General features: G+C 40.6%; 17 protein-coding genes and 1 pseudogene. 12 read left to right on the top strand and 6 right to left on the bottom strand.

From position 1 onward, the window contains the following. Nucleotides 1-267 precede the first annotated feature (267 nt). From ccsA to MTP09_RS08810, 4 genes are all read left to right on the top strand, one after another. A complete protein-coding gene (gene ccsA / locus MTP09_RS08825) occupies nucleotides 268-3,633 on the top strand; it encodes a cytochrome c biogenesis protein CcsA (protein ID WP_243548015.1) in 3,366 nt (1,121 codons plus the stop codon). Between the two features lie 30 nt (nucleotides 3,634-3,663). Beyond that, complete coding sequence (locus tag MTP09_RS08820; RefSeq protein WP_243548011.1) at nucleotides 3,664-4,584, top strand: ribonuclease Z; 921 nt, start codon at nucleotides 3,664-3,666, stop codon at nucleotides 4,582-4,584. Continuing rightward, nucleotides 4,585-5,346 carry a TIGR02757 family protein gene (locus MTP09_RS08815; RefSeq protein WP_243548009.1) on the top strand — a complete coding sequence of 254 codons (762 nt, stop codon included), beginning with the start codon at nucleotides 4,585-4,587 and terminating at the stop codon, nucleotides 5,344-5,346. 123 nt (nucleotides 5,347-5,469) lie between these two features. Next, nucleotides 5,470-6,039 (top strand): DUF1003 domain-containing protein, encoded by a 570-nt coding sequence (locus MTP09_RS08810; protein WP_243548007.1) that lies wholly within the window; start codon nucleotides 5,470-5,472, stop codon nucleotides 6,037-6,039. Here MTP09_RS08810 and rsmA read toward each other — a convergent pair. Beyond that, a complete protein-coding gene (gene rsmA / locus MTP09_RS08805) occupies nucleotides 6,036-6,803 on the bottom strand; it encodes a 16S rRNA (adenine(1518)-N(6)/adenine(1519)-N(6))-dimethyltransferase RsmA (RefSeq protein ID WP_243548005.1) in 768 nt (255 codons plus the stop codon). The genes MTP09_RS08810 and rsmA overlap by 4 nt on opposite strands. 167 nt (nucleotides 6,804-6,970) lie before the next feature. On the opposite strand from rsmA, the gene MTP09_RS08800 reads away from it, so the two are divergent. The 7 genes from MTP09_RS08800 to MTP09_RS08770 all read left to right on the top strand — a co-directional run bounded on the left by MTP09_RS08800 (nucleotide 6,971) and on the right by MTP09_RS08770 (nucleotide 12,651). Continuing rightward, the gene (locus tag MTP09_RS08800) at nucleotides 6,971-7,870 is read left to right on the top strand and encodes a cell division protein FtsX (RefSeq protein ID WP_243548003.1); all 900 of its coding nucleotides are present in this window, start codon (nucleotides 6,971-6,973) and stop codon (nucleotides 7,868-7,870) included. A 67-nt stretch (nucleotides 7,871-7,937) separates the two neighbouring features. Beyond that, complete coding sequence (locus tag MTP09_RS08795; protein ID WP_243548001.1) at nucleotides 7,938-8,240, top strand: DUF3098 domain-containing protein; 303 nt, start codon at nucleotides 7,938-7,940, stop codon at nucleotides 8,238-8,240. A gap of 60 nt (nucleotides 8,241-8,300) precedes the next feature. Continuing rightward, nucleotides 8,301-9,113, top strand: coding sequence for an undecaprenyl-diphosphate phosphatase (locus tag MTP09_RS08790; protein WP_243547999.1), 813 nt, complete (start codon nucleotides 8,301-8,303; stop codon nucleotides 9,111-9,113). A gap of 400 nt (nucleotides 9,114-9,513) precedes the next feature. Next, a complete protein-coding gene (gene truB / locus MTP09_RS08785) occupies nucleotides 9,514-10,215 on the top strand; it encodes a tRNA pseudouridine(55) synthase TruB (protein WP_243547997.1) in 702 nt (233 codons plus the stop codon). After that, nucleotides 10,208-10,768, top strand: coding sequence for a hypothetical protein (locus tag MTP09_RS08780; RefSeq protein WP_243547994.1), 561 nt, complete (start codon nucleotides 10,208-10,210; stop codon nucleotides 10,766-10,768). Before truB ends, MTP09_RS08780 begins: the two co-directional genes overlap by 8 nt. 3 nt (nucleotides 10,769-10,771) lie before the next feature. After that, nucleotides 10,772-11,494, top strand: coding sequence for a 23S rRNA pseudouridine(2604) synthase RluF (gene rluF / locus MTP09_RS08775; protein ID WP_243547992.1), 723 nt, complete (start codon nucleotides 10,772-10,774; stop codon nucleotides 11,492-11,494). 116 nt (nucleotides 11,495-11,610) lie between these two features. Continuing rightward, nucleotides 11,611-12,651 (top strand): zinc-dependent alcohol dehydrogenase family protein, encoded by a 1,041-nt coding sequence (locus tag MTP09_RS08770; RefSeq protein WP_243547990.1) that lies wholly within the window; start codon nucleotides 11,611-11,613, stop codon nucleotides 12,649-12,651. Between the two features lie 60 nt (nucleotides 12,652-12,711). Here MTP09_RS08770 and MTP09_RS08765 read toward each other — a convergent pair whose 3' ends face one another. Next, nucleotides 12,712-13,155: a phosphohydrolase gene (locus MTP09_RS08765; protein WP_243547988.1), complete on the bottom strand. Its 444-nt coding sequence runs from the start codon at nucleotides 13,153-13,155 to the stop codon at nucleotides 12,712-12,714. Nucleotides 13,156-13,272: 117 nt separating this feature from the next. On the opposite strand from MTP09_RS08765, the gene MTP09_RS08760 reads away from it, so the two are divergent. After that, nucleotides 13,273-13,647, top strand: coding sequence for a GxxExxY protein (locus MTP09_RS08760; protein WP_243547986.1), 375 nt, complete (start codon nucleotides 13,273-13,275; stop codon nucleotides 13,645-13,647). 41 nt (nucleotides 13,648-13,688) lie between these two features. On the opposite strand, the gene MTP09_RS08755 is transcribed toward MTP09_RS08760, so the two are convergent. The 4 genes and pseudogenes from MTP09_RS08755 to MTP09_RS08740 form a co-directional block, all read right to left on the bottom strand. Further along, on the bottom strand, nucleotides 13,689-15,950 hold the full coding sequence (locus tag MTP09_RS08755; protein WP_243547984.1) for a cation:proton antiporter domain-containing protein: 2,262 nt from the start codon (nucleotides 15,948-15,950) through the stop codon (nucleotides 13,689-13,691). Between the two features lie 183 nt (nucleotides 15,951-16,133). Next, nucleotides 16,134-16,429 (bottom strand): annotated as a pseudogene (locus tag MTP09_RS08750) (YegP family protein). Nucleotides 16,430-16,915: 486 nt separating this feature from the next. Further along, entirely contained in the window at nucleotides 16,916-17,152 is a 237-nt protein-coding gene (locus MTP09_RS08745) for a hypothetical protein (RefSeq protein ID WP_243547982.1), read from the bottom strand. Nucleotides 17,153-17,155: 3 nt separating this feature from the next. Further along, nucleotides 17,156-19,600: a DUF5686 family protein gene (locus MTP09_RS08740; RefSeq protein ID WP_243547980.1), complete on the bottom strand. Its 2,445-nt coding sequence runs from the start codon at nucleotides 19,598-19,600 to the stop codon at nucleotides 17,156-17,158. Between the last annotated feature and the right edge of the window lie 216 nt (nucleotides 19,601-19,816).

Below are 19,816 nucleotides of genomic sequence, written 5' to 3'. Positions count from 1 at the left end.
CGTCAAGAATACTATTGAACGCGTGATGCTTGAACTTGAAAACTTTATTGTAGAAAATTTTGCGATTGAAGATTTTTAACCACCCCGTCATTAACAAGTTAATGACACCCCTCCGGAGGAGGGGAATTAATAACTCCTCCCGATGCTCGCCATCGCTCAAACTGACAAAAAACAGCTCCCAAATTCGTGTTTTTAAGATTTAGATTGTATTTTTGCCCATCATCATAAAAATAATTCAGACAGCTTTGTCCGAAATAAAATCCTCTCATGAAAAAACTCCAGAATATTATCATTTCTACCCGTACAATGGCGGTGATGTTGCTGATTTTTGCATTTTCTATGGCGTATGCAACTTTCCTTGAAAACGATTACGGAACTCCTGCTGCAAAAGCGCTGATCTATGAAGCGAAATGGTTTGAAGTGGTAATGTTTATCCTGATCCTGAACTTCATCGGAAATATTTCAAGATACCGACTTTGGCGAAGAGAAAAATGGTCGGTTTTGGTATTCCACCTATCATTTATTTTGATTTTTCTTGGTGGTGCGATTACGAGATACATCAGTTATGAGGGAATTATGCACATCAGAGAGGGAGCTACTTCCAATGAAGTGATTACCGACAAAAATTTCTTTAAAATACAGATCGAGGAAAAAGGAGATGTCCTTAATTATGAAGATGTTCCTTATATGATGATTCCTGATCACGCGAAGGAAAACGCAATCCTTCCTAAACTGTTGCCACACTCGTTCAAAGCGGGTTATGACTATCACGGAAAGCAGATTAATGTGAAACAGGTCCACTATATCCAAAGAAAAAAAGATAGCCTGATCGTAGATAATTCTGGTCAGGAATTTCTGCACATTGTTTCTGCAGGACAAAAGGGAAGGGAAAATATCTACATCAAACCCGGAGAGTCGAAATCTATCAACGGAACTTTAGTCACCTACAACCGAGAAATTGAGGGAGCGATTGAATTCAAGAATGATAACGGGAATCTGATGATAAAAACTCCTGTTGAAGCGAGATACATGACGATGGCAACTCAGGACACGACGCATGTGCAGAAAGAAGTTTACCAACCATTGGCTTTGCGCAGTCTTTACACTATCAACGATTTACGTTTGGTAGTTCCGGAAGGAGTGAAAAAAGGAAAACTGATGGCGTATGAAGGCGACAAGAAGAAAGACAAAGACGTTGCAGACATGCTTACTGTCGAAGTTCAGGGGCCGAAAACAAAACAGTTGGTGGATTTAACCGTGGAGAGAGGAAATCCCAATCTTTTCAAGCAGATTGCTTTGGATGGGATGAACATTATCCTCGGTTTTGGACCGAAAGTTTACACCACGCCATTCTCGCTGAAACTTGACAAATTCGTGATGGAAACTTATCCCGGAAGTTCGTCTCCAAGTGCGTATGAAAGCCACGTTCAGATTATCGATCAGGGAAAACAGACTCCCTACAAAATTTATATGAACCACGTTCTGAATCACGGTGGATACCGCTTTTTCCAGGCGAGTTTTGATGGTGACCGAAAAGGAACTGTACTTTCTGTAAACCACGATTACTGGGGAACTTTGATTACCTATATCGGATATTTCTTCCTGTTTGGCGGAATGTTCGTGAGTTTCTTCTGGAAAGGCACCCACTTCTGGAAACTGAACAAGCAGCTGAAAGCCATTAACAGAAAAAGGATTACTGCAGTTTTGCTTTTGTTCTTATCGATGAGTTTCAATGCACAATACATCGATACCCATGGAACGGACGGTGCTCAAAAGGAAACCCATTCTGAACACGATGGTCACGATCACAGCAATGCAGATGCAGCATTGTTGCTTGAAACAAAACCTGCGAAAGAGCAAAATACTATTGCGCTCCGCTCGCCAAAACCGATTTCCGCAGACGAGATTATTGCAAGAAATAAGATTTCAAAAGAACACGCCGATAAATTTGCTTATCTACTCGTTCAGAATTATGAAGGAAGAATTGTTCCGATGAATACTCAGGCGCTGGATGTTTTGAGGAAGCTCTATAAACGCGACGAATTTAAAGGAAGCGACGGAAAATCGCTTACCGCAAACCAGTGGTTCCTTTCCATCAATACCGATACACCGAGCTGGACGATGGTTCCGATCATTAAAGTCGGTACAAAAGGTGGCGATGAACTTAAGAAAAAAACCAAGGCCAATGAGGAAGGTTACACGACTCTGATGTCGCTTTTCCCGGCAGATAAAGATGGCCAACTTCATTACGTTTTGGAGGAAGATTACCAAACTGCATTCAGAAAAAAACCTGCCGGTCAGTCAAATTACGATAAAGAGGTAATTGCTGTAAATGACCGTGTTCAGGTATTTAACGAATTTTTCAGCGGACAGTTTATGCGGATTGTTCCCGTGAAAAACGACCCAAATTCCACTTGGCATTCCTGGCTTGACCAAAATTTTGAGCCGGATGAGGAATCGCAGAAAGTGATGGGTCCTTATTTCTCAAACGTTCTCGATGCCCAGAAAACAGGGAACTGGGCAAAAGCAGACCAGGAGCTGGTAAAACTCGAAGAATACCAGCAAACTTGGGGGAAAAACGTGGTGCCTTCAAAAACGAAAGTTGATCTGGAAGTTTTTTTGAACAAACTCAACCTAAACTTCAAGCTTCTGATTTTCTATACCTTGATCGGTGGATTACTGCTGTTGTTAGGTTTCGTGGAACTTTTCAAACCAAGTAGATTACTGAATCGAATAATTAAAGTCATCATTGCAATCGGTTTGGTTGGATATATCGCGCATTTCTTCGGACTTATCGCGAGATGGTATCTTTCAGGACACGCTCCGTGGAGTAACGGTTACGAAGCGATTATCTTCATTTCGTGGGTGGGAATTTCTGCGGGATTGATGTTCTATTTTGGAATCGGACGACCAAAACTCACCGAGAATTCTTCGATGAGCATCTTCACTGGGAAAAATGTTTCCAACGCGCTGATTCCTGCTGCAGGATTCATGGTTGCAGTGATCATGATGGGATTTGCACACGGCGGTTCCGCACTCGATCCGCAAATTACGCCACTTGTCCCGGTTCTGAAATCGTACTGGCTGATTATCCACGTGGCGATTATTACGTCGAGTTACGGATTCTTCGCTCTTTCGATGATTATTGCGGTGATTACGTTGGTGTTCTACATTATTTCAAACAAGCAATTATACAAAGTTCATAACGACATCACCTTAAAAGAGTTGACCATTGTTTCAGAAATGTCTTTAACCATAGGACTTTTTGCACTCACTGTAGGAAACTTCCTCGGTGGAATTTGGGCAAATGAATCCTGGGGAAGATACTGGAGTTGGGATCCAAAGGAAACATGGGCATTTATTTCAATCATCATTTATGCTTTTGTACTCCATATGAGATTGGTTCCTGGTTTACGAGGAAGATGGGCATTTCACGTTGCAACGATGTTTGCGTTTTGTTCGATGGTGATGACGTATTTCGGGGTAAACTACTACTTGAGCGGTCTCCATTCTTACGCGGCAGGTGATCCGATTCCTGTTCCGGCATGGGTTTATATCGGTTTGGCAACGATGTTTACTTTGGCTTTGGTTTCGTATTTCCGACTTAATAAATTGCAGGAGCAAAAGAAGTAAGTTTTCTATTAACCTCAACCTTAACCTTAATTGAGTTCCTATCTTACAATTCTCGGCTTTAATTCTGCAATTCCCACGGTGAATTCTTCTCCGACTGCGCAGTTTTTGGAGATGGGGGAGCGCTGCTTTCTGATCGATTGCGGTGAAGGGACACAGGTTCAGTTGAGAAAGGCAAAAGCAAGGTTTTCAAAAATTAACAATATTTTTATTTCGCACCTTCATGGCGACCACTGTTTCGGTTTGCCTGGATTGATTGCGAGTTTTAGGTTATTGGGACGGGAAACACCGCTCCATATTTATGGCCCGAAAGGAATTCAGGAAATGTTGGAGACAATTTTTAGGATTACTGAAACGCAACGGGGTTTTGATGTAGTGTACCACGAACTTGAAAGCAAAGGGTCAGAAAAAATTTATGAGGATAATAAAGTGGAAGTTTATACGATTCCGCTGAACCACCGAATTTACTGCAACGGTTACCTTTTTCGTGAAAAGCCAAAAGAGCGGCATCTGAATATGGCAGAAATCTCCAAATACCCGGAAATTGAAACCTGCGATTACCACAACCTGAAACTCGGGAAAGACTTTGTTTTAAAGGATGGTTATGTTCTGAAAAATGAAATTTTAACGACAGATCCGTCAAAATCAGTTTCCTACGCATTCTGCAGTGATACGCGATATTCTGAAAAAATAATTCCGATGATTGACGGAGTAGATTTGCTGTACCACGAAGCGACGTTCCTGCATGACTTGAAGGAAATGGCAGATTATACGGGGCACACCACCGCTCTCGAAGCTGCAAGAATTGCCAGAAAGGCCAATGTCGGGAAACTGATTGTTGGTCATTTTTCTAACCGATACGGAGATTTGTCGGTGTTTACTGATGAAGCCAGGGAAGTTTTTCCCAATACATTTTTGCCCAAAGCGTTGGAATCAATAAAAATCGGGGTGTAAATGATTGCCGATCTGAAGGAATTTCTCGACGAGAAAGCCGATTTCTACAACCGTCCCGAATTTATCGAAAATGATCCTATCCAGATTCCGCACCGGTTTTCGTTAATGCAGGATATCGAAATTGCGGGTTTTCTTACCGCCACGATTTCCTGGGGAAACCGAAAATCCATTATTAATGATGCTGCCAAAATGATGGAGTTGATGGAGAACTCACCCTATGATTTTGTGCAGAATGTTGCGGCTAAAGAGTTAAGAACCCTTGAAAATAAGAGCATCCACAGAACTTTTAACGGGGAGGATTTCCGTGAGTTTATTCTGAATCTAAAGAAAGTATATTCCAAAAACGAGAGTTTGGAGCAACTTTTTTTAATGAAGGAAGACGAAGAAAATTTCTTCCATGCGCTCGAAAGGTTCCGAAACAGTTTTTTGGGTGCAAAAAAACACAGAAGCCATAAACACGTGAGTTCCACTTACAAGAATTCTTCCGCGAAAAGGTTGATGATGTTCCTGCGCTGGATGGTACGCAAAGACAAAAGGGGAGTGGATTTCGGGGTTTGGAGAAATATTGACCAGCAATTTTTGTCGGTTCCATTGGATGTGCATACGGGAAATATTTCCAGAAAACTAAACCTTATCGAGCGGAAACAAAACGACTGGAAAACCGTTCTGGAAATGGATTCTGTGCTACGGAAATTTGACGCAGAAGATCCAGCTAAATACGATTTCGCCCTTTTTGGGATTGGAGTTTCAAAGGATTTTTGAACCAATTTCCGTTCAGATAATTAAAGTGATTTTTTCGGAATGATAGTTTCGATTCCTTTTTTTAAGAATTTCTTAATCCGTTTGGTGGTATTTTTTGAGTAAATTTGGGCAAAATTTTTCAAGATGAACAGAGCCGAACGCCGCGAAAAAAACATGAAGTTTCTACAAAAGGTAACCGACGGAATCATGTGGTGGATTGGCTCCATTCCCTCGCTCATCATTCATACATTGGTTTTTCTTGTCGCGTTCTTGCTGCCGATTTTAGGTTGGGTAAATTTGGACACGATGTTGCTGGTTCTCACTACAATACTGTCTCTGGAAGCAATTTATCTTGCGATTTTTATTCAGATGTCCGTCAACAGAAGCCATGAACATATCGAAGATTTGAAGGAAGATGTAACCGAAATTCAGGAAGACATTGAAGACATCCAGGAAGACATCGAAGAAATCAGCGAAGATATCGACGAAATTTCAGAGGATATTGACGAGATTCAGGAAGACATTGAAGACATTGCCGAGGAAGAGGACGACGACGACCACAGTGAGCGAGCAAGAAATGTAATGCTGAAAAGCAACGTTTCTTCCAACAAAAACAATATCAAGGAGTTGAAGGAAATGATCCAAAATCTTCAGAAACAACTTGAGGATTTACGGAATGAGGAGGAAGGCGATGAAGTTTCAAAAACCGATTAACCCTTTTTCCACTCCCCAGTAAACTTGATGAAATCTTCAACGGAAAGCTCTTCCGCACGTTTGTTGAGAAACGGATGAGACTTTAAGTTTTCAGGAATGTTCAGGACTTTCAGCGCATTCGACAATTTTTTTCGTCTTTGGTTGAAACCTGCTTTCACAATCTGCTTGAACAAAACCTCGTTTCCTTCCAAACCTTCCTTCGGATTTCTGGTTAATTTGATCACGCCAGATTTTACTTTTGGTGGCGGATTAAAAACGTTTTCGTGAACGGTGAAAAAGTATTTCACATCGTAAAGCGCCTGAACCAAAACCGAGAGAATTCCGTAATCTTTGGTACGCGGAACTGCGGCGGTTCTTTCTGCGACTTCCTTTTGGAACATTCCCACCATTTCAGGAATTTGTTCGTAATGGTCGATGATTTTAAATAAAATCTGCGAAGAAATGTTGTAGGGAAAATTCCCGATGACAGCGACTTGTCCATCAAAAACTTCGTCGATATTGATTTTCAGGAAGTCACCCGTAAAATGCTGTTCCTGAAGCTTCGGGTAATGGTTTTTTAAGTATTCCACCGATTCAACATCGATTTCGGCAACGAAAACTTCGGCATCTTTTTCAAGGAGATATTTGGTGAGCACTCCCATTCCTGGTCCCACTTCGAGCACTTTTTGGTAGCCGTCAAAACTCAGTCCCTCGACAATTTTTCTGGCAATATTTTCGTCGGTCAGGAAGTGTTGGCCGAGATGTTTTTTAGCTTTTACGCTCATCAATTTTCTGGGATTTGAAGTTTGAGGTTTGAGATTTGAAGTTTTCTTCCGACTTCGGGCTTCCATCTTCCAACTCCTCCTCTTTAAGTTTTTTTTAACACCGAAATTCTTTATTTCACGGCAAATTACGGAAGTTTTTTTCTATTTTAGCAGAAATTTTTTATTTAATGGCAAAGACAGTAGAGGATTTTAACAGAAGACGCCTTCGCTCAAGTAATATCACCGTAGTAATCAGTATCGCACTCGTTTTATTTTTGTTGGGATTAATGGGCTTAATCCTGATTAATGCGCAAAAATATTCGGATTACATAAAGGAACAGCTCGTAGTGAATGCTTATTTTGATGAGAATTATGATGCCAAAGATTCGGCGAAGATTGTGAAAATGGAGCAGGAAACTTTCCAGAAAATCCAGAAACTCACGCCCGTGAAACGTGCAACCTACATCACTCGCGAAATGGCTGCAGCCGAAGCTAAGAAAAGCATGGGGATCGAATCCAGCGCACTTTTTGAGGAAAATATTTTCCCATCATCCGTAGAAGTCGCGCTGAAACCTGAATACGTGGATCCCGCAAAAATCGACGAAGCCATTAAACAGATCAAGGCAACTCCCGGAATTGTTGACGTAAAAAATAACTCCACGTTGATGGTGGAAGTGTACAATAACCTGAACAATATCCTGAAATGGATTTTGGGATTCTCCATCTTATTCCTGATTTTGGCGGTGGTGCTGATCAACAACTCGATTCGTTTGAAAATTTTCGCTAAGAGATTCATTATCAAGACGATGCAGCTTGTTGGTGCAAAACGCCGTTTTATTCTGAAACCCTTTGTGAAAGAAGCGGTAATTCTCGGAGTAATCGGGGCGATTCTTGGTTTGGCGGTACTTTTCGGAGCTTGGTATTATTTCATTACCGAGATCGGAACTCCGTTCGCACAGGACAATAACCAGCTGATCTTCCTCGTTGTCGGGATCTTTTTGCTTGGAGTATTGATCACTGTTCTCAGTACAATTTTCGCAACGTGGAGGTTCTTGCGCTCAAATGTTGATGACCTTTATTATTCATAAATTTTCTATTAAAACTAAACGCTCTGAAGTTCCTCTCCTTTGGAGAGAGATTTAGGGAGAGGATAAAATGGCCAAAAAAAATAAGAATTTCTCAGCCGACTCGATCGGTAAAAAAGAAGCAGAAACTCCTGCAGAAAACAATTTCTATTTCGGAAAAGAAAACTACAAACTGATGCTGATTGGTTTGGCATTAATCGTGGTGGGCTTTCTCCTGATGATGGGAGCTGACGCGAATACAGTGGACGGAAAATACGATCCTAACCTTTGGAACGAGGGAATATTCTCCGTCCGAAGAATCCGTATCGCGCCACTTTTGGTCATCGCCGGATTTGTCGTTGAAGTTTACGCAATCTTGAAAAGAAACAAATAATTTCCGTGACAGAAATCACTCATCACTCATCACTCATCACTTATCACTTATAATTAACGGATGGATTTAATCAAAGCAATAATCATTGCAATTATCGAGGGTTTAACAGAATACCTCCCGGTTTCTTCAACAGCGCATATGATTTTCACGAGCTCAATTTTCGGGATTCAGGAAGATGAGTTTGTGAAGATGTTTCAGGTCTCGATCCAGTTTGGTGCGATTCTCGCGGTTGTTTTTCTGTACTGGAAAAAGTTCCTCGATTTCAAAAATCTGAATTTTTACTTCAAACTCGCGGTGGCGATTATTCCGGCTTTGATATTGGGATATCTGCTTGACGACAAAATCGAGGCAGTGCTCGGAGACCCGGTCCCAATTGCGATTGTGCTGATTATCGGTGGAGTTTTTCTGCTTTTTATCGATAAGATTTTCACCGTACATACAATTGACGACGAGAAGGAAATTTCCTTTAAAAAAGCATTGATCATTGGCTTCTATCAATGTCTTGCGATGATGCCCGGAACGAGCCGAAGTGCGGCATCAATCATCGGCGGAATGCAGCAGAAACTCACCAGGAAAGCTGCGGCGGAATTTTCGTTTTTTCTTGCCGTTCCCACGATGCTCGCGGTTTGCGTGTATTCAGTTTTTGTTAAAACCTGGAACCATAACGGAGTGGAGCAGAAAGGTTACGAAATGCTGATGCAGGGAGACAACCTCATGCTTTTCGTTGTTGGAAATGTGGTGGCGTTTGTCGTGGCGGTCATCGCTATCAAGTTCTTCATCGGGGTTTTGACCAAATACGGCTTCAAACCTTGGGGTTGGTACAGAATTGTGGTGGGGATTGTGTTGCTGGTTTATTTTACGCAGTTTAAATAATGGCAAGAAGATTTTTGTAAAGAAGTATGTTTATGTTTTTTCTCTTTTATTCTTCTTAATTTTAGAATTATTTTTTATACCGTTAAATATTCGCTTTCAATTATGGACTTTACCATAATATTTTTGCAGTTTGTACTTTTATTTTTGCCCTAATTATTTTACTATGTCTTTTGAATAAAGAAAGACTTTCAATTAAACTGATAAATATCTATAGTGTAGTTGTTTTGTTAATAAATATTAAATCATTTTTATCTTTATTTTTCAATAAACATTATGATTATTCCTCTTATTACACAAAACTTATAATATCATTATTGTCAATACTTCTCTTTGTTCTTATTAATAGATTTAAAGCTAAAGATTATGATAAAGAAATTAATGATATCGGGAAAAAAACTTTATGACATCTGAAGAATTACTACACGGACAAATTATCCTCCTCGACAAACCTTTGGACTGGACGAGTTTTCAGGCAGTGAACAAACTGAAGTACAAGCTGAAAAGCGAATTCAACCTTCCGAAGAAATTCAAAATCGGTCACGCTGGAACTTTGGATCCGAAAGCAACGGGTCTGCTCATCGTCTGCACAGGAAAGTTCACCAAGAAAATTCCCGAAATCCAGGACGCACCGAAAGAGTATTTCACCGAAATCAAGATCGGCGTTCAGACCGAATCCTATGACACAGAAAAGCCCGAAATTCTCCATCAGGATTACTCGCATATTTCCGAGGATTTTATTAAAGAGACTTTAGCCAAATTCGTTGGCGAAGTCGATCAGAAACCACCCGTTTTTTCCGCCATAAAAGTGGATGGGAAAAGAGCTTACGATTTGGCAAGAAAAGGCGAGGAAGTTGAAATGAAGTCTCGCAAAACCACGATTCATTATCTTAACCAAATTGAAATCGATCTGCCTTTTGTGCGTTTCACAGTTGGTTGTTCGAAGGGAACCTATATCAGAAGTTTGGCACACGACTTCGGTCAGGAACTGGGAGTTGGCGCATATTTGACGGGATTGCGACGAACGAAAATAGGGGAGTATTCCATCGAAAATGGCTCGTCGAAATATTTGGAGAACGATTTTAGATTTTCAGAGAATGACTAAATATATTGTTCCTTTTCTATTATTAGCAGGAATTTTTGTTTCCGCACAAAAATCAGAAAACCATAAACTCGGTTTGTTTAGCTCAATTGAAGCCAATGTCGGTTTTGATTTGGCATCCATCATTCGAGACAAAAATGCAAAAACGGATTATGAGCGCAGTCAGCTTCCGCCAGGAAAATTCAATTATGGTTTCAGCGGACAGGTTGGTTTTCAGCCGTGGAACCGTTTTGCACTCAGTTCAGGAATCCGTTATTCGTATATCGATCCCAATTACCATCTGCTTTACCTCACCGCGCAACCTTCTTTTTTTCTGGGCGATCCGAAAGATGAGGAGTTTACCTATATCTTTGCCAATGCAGGTATGAAGATCAACCAAACTGCGGCAACAAATGCAGGATTCGTCGGTTTGGGAATCGGGAAGGTAATTCCAGCAGCTAACCGACTCGGAAATAAGTTTCAGCTTTATCTTGAAAATCAGGTTTTAGACGGGAACTCCAGTGTTTTCGTTGGCTTTTCGTACGGATTGATTTTCTTCAGCAATAAAACTTTATAGATTTTGGAAAAAACGCGCATCAACAAATATCTTTCGGAAGTCGGTTACTGTTCGCGACGAGAAGCCGACAAACTTCTCGAGCAGGGACGGATTACTATTAACGGAAAGAAACCGGAACTGGGAACGAAAGTTTCCGATGGAGATGAAATTTTTGTGGATGGAATTTCCATTAAGAAAACTGAAGAAGAACACGTGTACATCGTTCTGAATAAACCTGTCGGAATAGTTTGCACCACCGATACAAAACGCGAAAAGAACAATATCGTAGATTTTGTAAATCACCCAAAACGGATTTTCCCAATCGGTCGGCTCGATAAACCCAGTGAAGGACTGATTATGCTGACTTCTGATGGCGATATCGTCAATAAAATTCTCCGCGCGAGAAACAACCACGAAAAGGAATATATTGTGCGTGTCGATAAACCTATTACCCAAAAATTTTTGGAGAAGATGAGAAACGGTGTTCCAATCCTCGGAACCGTCACCAACAAGTGTGAAGTGGAGCAGCTCGACACGCTTTCCTTCAGAATTATTTTGACTCAGGGATTAAACCGCCAAATCCGCAGAATGTGCGAATTCCTCGGTTATGAAGTCAAGAAACTGAAGCGGATCCGAATCATGAACATCAAACTCGACCTCCCCATCGGAAAGTGGCGCGATCTGACTTCTGCAGAAATGAAGGAACTTAACCAGCTTCTCGACGATTCCGAAAAAACCGCTGACTAACTTTAATTCTTACAAATTACCACTTTTTTTTGAATAAAAACTGATTTCTGATTCATCTCATTTCTGAAAATTTGCATTTCCTTATTTCTTAATTTTAGGTAATTAATCAGTTCATTATGAAAGCTTTAGTTTACAATGGCGATCATGCCATCGCATTGGAAGAAAAACCGATGCCTAAGATTATTGACCCTACAGATGTGATCGTGAAAATGAGCAAAACGACCATCTGCGGAACTGACCTGGGAATTTACAAAGGGAAAAATCTTTACATGAAACCCGGAACAATTCTCGGCCATGAAGGAATTGGAATTATTGAGGAAGCCGGCGAAAACGTAACTTCCTTTAAGAAAGGCGACAAAGTCCTGATTTCCTGCATTACTTCCTGCGGAAGCTGCGAAAATTGTAAGAAACAACTGTACTCTCATTGTAAAAATGGCGGTGGCTGGATTCTGGGACACCTGATCGACGGAACTCAGGCGGAGTATGTGAGAATCCCGTTTGCGGATAATTCTCTCTACAAAATTCCACCACAAATCGACGATGAAATCGCAGTGTTATTGAGCGACATCTTACCGACTGGTCACGAAATCGGTGTTCAGTACGGACAGGTTAAACCCGGCGAAACCGTAGTGATTGTGGGAGGCGGTCCTGTTGGAATGTCTGCACTGCTTACTGCACAGTTCTACTCCCCAAGTAAACTGGTAATGGTGGATCTGGACGATAACCGACTTGCTTTGGCAAAAGAATTGGGAGCAACTCACGCGATTAATTCTTCAGCAGCAAATCTACTGGATCAGATCAAAGAAATCGTTGGTGAAGATGGTTGCGATGTTGCGATTGAAGCAGTGGGTGTTCCTCCAACCTGGAATATCTGCCAAAAAATCGTGAAACCTGGTGGTCACATCGCTAACGTAGGTGTACACGGACAAAAAGTGGATTTTGAAATCCAGGATCTTTGGATCAAAAACCTCACCATTACTACTGGTTTGGTAAATACCAACACAACACCGATGCTTCTGAAAACGGTTGCAGCCGACAAAATTGACCTTTCTAAAATGATTACCCACCGCTTCAAACTGGATGAAATTATGGCCGCGTATGACGTGTTCCTGAACGCTTCCAGAGAAAAAGCAATGAAGATTATCATTAATAATTAGAATTCATGGCGTTTTTTAGAAGGCCGTCTCCAAACTGGAGACGGTTTTTTTTGCATTCTTCTAATATTTTTCCTTGAGATAGAGATAGGCGTTCAGGTATTTGTTCAACCTTTTCATATCCTTTTCGGTAATGGGTTTCGTGAATCTCGTTAAGTCCATATTGTCACGCAAATCGTTAAGCTTCACCGAAACCGCAAGTGGGGATTTTTCCGTTTGTTGTACAAATTCCGTATAGTCCTGATCAGGTGGATTTTTCGTCAGACACTCGATCGCAAAAATAATATGATTTGGGAAACCTTCCTGCAAAAGATATTCAAGCGTGATTTCCGGGCAGTCTTCGATAACGTCGTGCAGTACACCCACGATTTTTTCGTCGTAGGTTTTTCCGTAGTTCATCACCCGCATAATATGGCCGATGTAGGGCGCTCCAAATTTGTCGGTTTGTCCGCGGTGCGCGCGACTTGCGATTTTTACGGCTTTGTTTAAAAGTTCTTCTTTGGTCATTGTTCAATAATTGCTGCAAATCTACGAATAACGATGTTTGGTAGATGTTGCGGTTGATATTTTTTTTAGATTAAAGGTTAGATAATTAGTGTAAATTTGTGTTATTAGTGGCGAGTTATGAGTGAGCTTATTTACAAGGAAGAATCCTACAAAATTATCGGTGTCTGTATGGAAGTGCACAGGATTTTAGGGCATGGTTTCTCTGAAATTATCTATCAGGATGCGCTGGAAGTTGCTTTCAGACAGGCGGGAATTCCTTTTCAGAGAAGCAGACCTTATCATGTCGTTTTTAAGGGTGAAATTTTGCCACATCAATATTTGGCGAATTTTGTCGTTTTCGACAAAATTATTCTTGAGGTAAAATGTGTGGCGCAAGTGACAGACGAACATATTTCACAAACCATTAATTTTCTGAAAATTTCTGGATGCAAATTAGGTTTGCTGTTGAACTTTGCCCGTGGTTCGCTTCAACATCAGCGTTTGGTATTGTAATTCCGCCACGGATATCCACCAATTTCCACTAATTTTTATTCCTAAATCTCCACATTCAGTTTCTCGATTTTCTTTTTGTTCCCGACCACAAAAACAATATCGTCTTCCCGAAGGATTTCTGTGGATTCAGGATTTAGGATTCGTTCCTCGCCACGTCTTATTGCAACAACAAGTCCATCGGTTTTGTCGCGGATTCCCGATTGGCGGATGGTTAGATTTTTCGCAGGAGAATGTCTATTGATAAGAATTTTTCCCAACTTAACCTCATTCACATTAGTTTCTTCGGGTTTTTCGAAGCTGTCGAAAACGGGTTTGAAAATCTGAAATTCGTCGTCGGTAGTGATGATTCCCACTTTGTCGTGCGGCATCAGAACCTGGTGTCGGTCGGGAGTATGGATGAGTTTGTCTCCGCGTTTGATATAGCCGATGTTGACATTGTATTTTTCGCGCCACTGCAAGTCGATCAGTTTTTTGCCAATATAGTCGGCGAGAGGGTTAACTTCAAGCTCAAGAATATGGACGTCCCATGCAGCGAGACTCGATTTAATTTCGCTGTTTCCGGCGAGTTTTGTTACAGCATCGGGTTGCACATTTTGTTCGGAGCGGTCGTTGAGATTGCGGATAAACCTTTTTTCGATCCTGTTGTAGAAGCGGTTAATTCTTTTGTTGAATAGGACGAGGATGATCACGGCGACAGGAATCGTGATAAAAATCGAAATCTGCGTCGATGCAAATCGGTCGAGGAAAAAACCGAGGGTCAGAATTCCCAGGATGATCCGGAAAATCTCAATAATCAAGAGGGGACCGCGGTTATATTTTGCTTTCTGCCAAAGTTCGCCGTATGCACCGGAACTTGGTCTTTTCATCATTAAAGCCCATAAAAAGGGTAGTGCAGACAAAATAGGAAGTGCAATTCCAATAATATTTTTTATGTCGTTATTATCAAGATGTTCGTTAATGTTTGGGATGATGAACTTGGAGCACAGAAGATAAATCCCAATAATGATGATGCCATTAACAAGAATAATCCGCGCATAATTTTTTAGCAGAACTTGCCAACTGTTTTCAACCTGAATGCTTTGGGTGTTGGAAGAATATTTGTTGATTCGGTCGATATATTTTTGTGGGGTAACTTTCACGATCCAGTTGTAGAAAGGTTCAGAAAGTTTAATCATATAAGGCGTGGTGAAGGTGGTAATGGCTGAAACACCGACTGCGACAGGAAACAGAAAGTCCGAAATCACACCAAGCGAAAGTCCCAAAGTAGCCACAATAAATGCAAATTCACCGATTTGTGCCATACTCATTCCGACCTGGACGGATTGTTTTAATGGCTGTCCTGAAAGCAGTGCACCTAAAGTGGAACTGAAAAGTTTGCCGAATAAGGTCAGAAAAGTAACCGCAAGAATTGGAATCGCATAAACGATCATATCATTGTAGTTAATCATCATTCCGACAGAAACGAAGAATACTGCTCCAAAAAGATCTTTCACGGATTTTAGGGTATGTTCGATTTTTTCGGCAACTGTCGTTTCAGCGATTATGGAACCCATTACGAAAGCGCCAAGTTCGGCAGAAAAACCTACAGAAGTCGCGATCAGAACCATTCCGAGACAAAGACCGATGGAGAGGATCATCAGGATTTCTTCATCGATAAGGTCTTTGATTTTCTTAAGGAAAGTCGGGAGCAGGAAGATTCCGAGCAGAAACCAGAGGATGAGGAAGAACAGAAGTTTTGCTACTGTAAAGAGGATTTGCGTACCTTCAAACTCTTTGGTAACCGCGATTGTTGAAAGTAACACCATCAGCAAAATCACCACAATGTCTTCCACAACGAGGACGCCGAAAACGGTTTTAGCAAAGTTCTTGGTTTTGACGCCGAGCTCATCAAAGGCGCGGATAATAATCGTGGTCGAGGAACTTGCGAGCATCCCACCGAGGAACATCGAATCCATCGTGCTCCAACCGAGCATTTTTCCTGTGAAATATCCAGCAATCGTAATAAAGATAATCTCTACAAATGCTGTAATAGAAGCGGATCCGCCCACATTCAAAAGTTTCTTGAAACTGAATTCCAGACCTAAGCTGAAAAGCAGGAAGATCACGCCGATTTCGGCAAGCGTCTTAATATTTTCGTTGTCAACAACCGATGGAAAAATCTTGAAATTCGGACTCACCAGAAATCCCGCGATAATGTATCCTAAAACTAAGGGCTGCTTTATTTTTCGGAAGATGAGGACGACGAATGCCGCCACAATCAAGATCAAAGCCAAGTCTTCAATTAACTTCGGTAAGTGTCCCATACTGCTTAAATCTCGGTTTTTCCAAAAATAAAAAAATGCATCGACAAATCAAAGCATTTTCTTAAAATATTGTTAAACTAAAGCTATTTTTTTTATGGGAAATTTTCCGCCCTTTAGGGTCGGGGTAAAGAAAATTTCCAGATATTATTTTTCTTCTGAATTAATTATAAACAGCTCATAAATTTATTCAGTTTCCTCTTCCACAGAAGCGTCCGGTGCGTTCTTTTTCACGGATTCGATTCCGTTTTCGGCTTCATACATTTGGCTGGAACCGATGATTTGTCCATTTCCGGCTTTCAGGTTGAAGTAGAATTTCCCATTTGTGGAATCTTTTCTCTCGAATTTCGTGTCGTCGGGCGCATTTTTCCTTACCGATTCAATGCCGTTACGCAAGCAGATTTGGTGGTGTAACCTTCACTGGTAAGGATTACCTGTCCGTTTCCGGCTTTCAGGTTAAACTGGAATAGACCGTCGCAAATACTACAGTTTCCATTTCACCGAAAGGTTGATTACGCGTTCGTCGATTGGCGCCCAAAGTGAGCTCGCAGGATTTCAATTCTTTTGGAGCCGTCAGTGCGAAACGGTTTTTTTATGGGTTAATAGCTTTCTGTCCTGTCAACAGAACCGAAGTTGCGGCGATGTATTTTTTCATAACTGAAAATCTATTACAAAGTTACTTTCAGTCAACTTGAAATCTGAAGATTAGGTGTTTAAAATTTTATTAAAGTTTTACTTGTTGTGCATTTCGAATTTTTAAAAAGCTCGAAAAGATTTTCAATGATTTTACAAATGATTTAGCTGGCAAAGAAGACGAGTCAATTCGTTTTGAATCTTTCACTTAATCAGTGAATTTATTCGAAGTCTCTGCTACTTTAGTTGATGAATAAAGCAAATCAAATTTGCGATAAATCTCATTCTAAAAGTTACGAGGAAGCTTGATTTTTGGTAAAAAGTTATCAATAATATCAATTCAATCCCGAAATTTTCTCCGCATACTCTTTTGCGAATTTTTCCCGATCCTCATTGAGTTTTTCCAGCGTTGAAGGAAGGATGTAGTTGAACAAAACTTTTTCCTCGTCATCCAAAAAGATGATTTCCTTTTCCTCGCCATCAATCATCTGCGAGAAAATTTTCCACATCGAAGTGTCTCTGGATTTGAGCAGTTCGAAAAAATTTGATGCCTTAATCTGTATATTTTTCATGTTTTAAAATCCTAAGAATTCAAATTTGAATTGTATTGCGAAGTTTTCTCCGAATCTCGGAGTTGCATAATTTCCGATTCGGTAGAAAAACCCGAGATTGAACGAGGTTCCTAAGAAATTGTTGTATTCCAGTCCAACTTCCTGGTAAAGTTTGTTCAGGTTTTCAAAATCAAAATGGTGATATTCAGGGTTTTTCATATTTCCGATGCCTCCTTTGTAAACCAAGTCGAAACTGGAAGTCGATTTGCCCAATGTGCGGAAATACCAAGGAATTCTGTGGGTGAAATAATATCCGAAAAACTTGTCGTTATAATATTTTCCTCCTTTCATGGTTGCAAAACCGAGATAGGAAGTAAGGTTGAAGTTCAAGGAATTTTCGCCATTTCCCAACCCATCGACAGAGAAGTGATGCCAAATCGGCGCTTCTCCTAAAGTCAGCCCGCTGTATACTCGAAATCCTGTTACACCAATCTTGGTTTTGAAACTGTGCTGCATCAGAAAGTCGAACCTACTGAAATTTAGAGTTCCTCCGAAAACTTTCATTCCCTGTTCATAATTAATGAAAAAATCGGGATAGTTTGGCTCATAAGTATATTTTCCGGAGGGAGTCATAATGTTCTTTGACCGCGGCGAATAATGGAGCGTGAGCTGCGATGAAAAATTATCGAAACGGTTTCCCAAATTCATAAATCCATACTGGAATTTTGCCTCCTCTATATCTTTTTTTGCGGCAATCTTCAATGTCAGCGAATTGGTCAAATCGTTCTGAAATGAGACCTTTGCACCTTGGTATTGATAGAAATTTCCATTGTTCAGGTCAATTCCCGAATTCATGATTCTCATTCTTATATTCCATAAATCCTGGTTAAATCTACCTGCAGCTTTTACATCGTTATAGTATTCTGCACGAAAAAAAGATTCTTTGTCTAAAGTGGTTTTTACATCGATTCCCGCTCCATATTTCCATCCCTTGTCTTTAAAACCATAAGCAATATAGACGTCTGGCGAAATGTAGCGGTTGAGTTTTTCGTTTCCTTTCAGTGTCAAACCGAGGCGGAATCCTTCGTAATTATTGTACTGCACCAAATCTGTCACATCTAAGTTTACTTTTCCTAAACGGAGGTCGCCATAAAGCAATCCTCTTAAAGCCGTTATTTTCTGATCCAGACTGTACTTTTTTCCGACGCTGTCGATTTTGGAATAGGTGAGTTTCTCCCTTATCGTCAAAGAATCTGTTCGAAATTTTTGAATAACCGATCCGTCCGAGTTTTTCACAGCCATCGAGTATCCCTCAAAATCTTTTTTGTTTTCGTTAATGGGCGTTTGAAAATCAAAGTAATCGGCGATCATATAAACATAGTTTCCAAAGCGCTTTCGGTCTTTGTTTTCAGTTTTTTCTCCGGTTTTTTCGTCCTTCGTGTATTTCTCGTCGATGTAGGTCATTCCCATCCTGATCTTGAGGTTTTCTTTTGACAGAAACCACTTGTCGTGAATGGGAATCCAAATACTCGTGATGCTTCCCTCGCTTTTCTTTTTGCTCTGGCTTTCGATTTTTTTCAGTCCGTAAGTTTGTGCATCGACATAAATCAAACCGTTGAAATTCCTGCGCTGTGCCATCGTTTTCTTGCCCGCATCGCGAAAGCGAATCACGTAGTTTTTTCTGCCGTCGATCTCGATACTGTCGGTCAAGAAGAAGCGGTAAAGCGAACGGTTCTCTTCACGCACTTCTCTCGGAATCCGGTTTCTGTTGGATCGCAATGCCATCATTTCGTAAACAGGCTCCTGCAAACCTGCAATCCGGTTGTCGAGAATATTGATCTTTTCGCCGTAAGTTTTTGAATAAAGAAATTCTGAAGCCCTTTCCCAAAGAAACAGCTTGCTCTTGGTGAAAAGCTGCATTATTTTTACATTTTCAATCGAGTCCTTCTTTTTCTTTTCATTGAGTTCTTTCGCAGGCAAAGTTTTCAGCGAATCTAGTTTGTTTGAAATAGTGTTTCTATAAATATTGATGCTGTCTTCGTCAAAATCAAGCGAGATTTTTTCATAGGATTTAAAGGAGTAGGAATCTAAACTTTGAGGAGAATTGTTTCGGTAATTATCGTTTACCTTTTGGAGAATCGCCAATGCTCGCGGATCACTTTTGTCCTCGATGATAATGGTCTGGATCGACTGAAGTTTGGGATCGACTCTCACCAATTCTGCCTCCATTACTTTATCCACCACCACATCGTCCTCATAAAATCCTGCGGCATTCACATTTACTTTTTTGCAGCGGGTTCTGAATTCCAGAATTCCCTGCACATTGGTTCTGCCTAAAATTTTTCCGTTGCACGAAACCGCGGCATTCGCGAGAGGATTTCTGTCCTCAGCTTTGATCACCGTAATCTTCGACTGCGCGAAAACAATTGTGGTGAAGAGAATAAGGAGAAACGCCGCCGATTTTTTCATAAAGACAAAAATATCAAAAAATAATTTTGAGGGAGCCACAAAATATGAAAGATTTTTAGCATCAGTATTAAGCCATAACCACTAATGAACAAAAGATTGGTTCGATCAAATTGCAATTAAAAAAAGAGAAACTACTATTGAAAATTAACGAAATCCTTTTAAACTCCGTAAGAGTTTTCTCTTTGTAGCAAAATAATTCAGTCAAACAGAACTCCG

This window comes from Chryseobacterium suipulveris (genome assembly GCF_022811685.1).
In the GTDB taxonomy this organism is placed as follows: domain Bacteria; phylum Bacteroidota; class Bacteroidia; order Flavobacteriales; family Weeksellaceae; genus Kaistella; species Kaistella suipulveris.
This window is presented reverse-complemented; position numbering and strand designations above follow the sequence as displayed.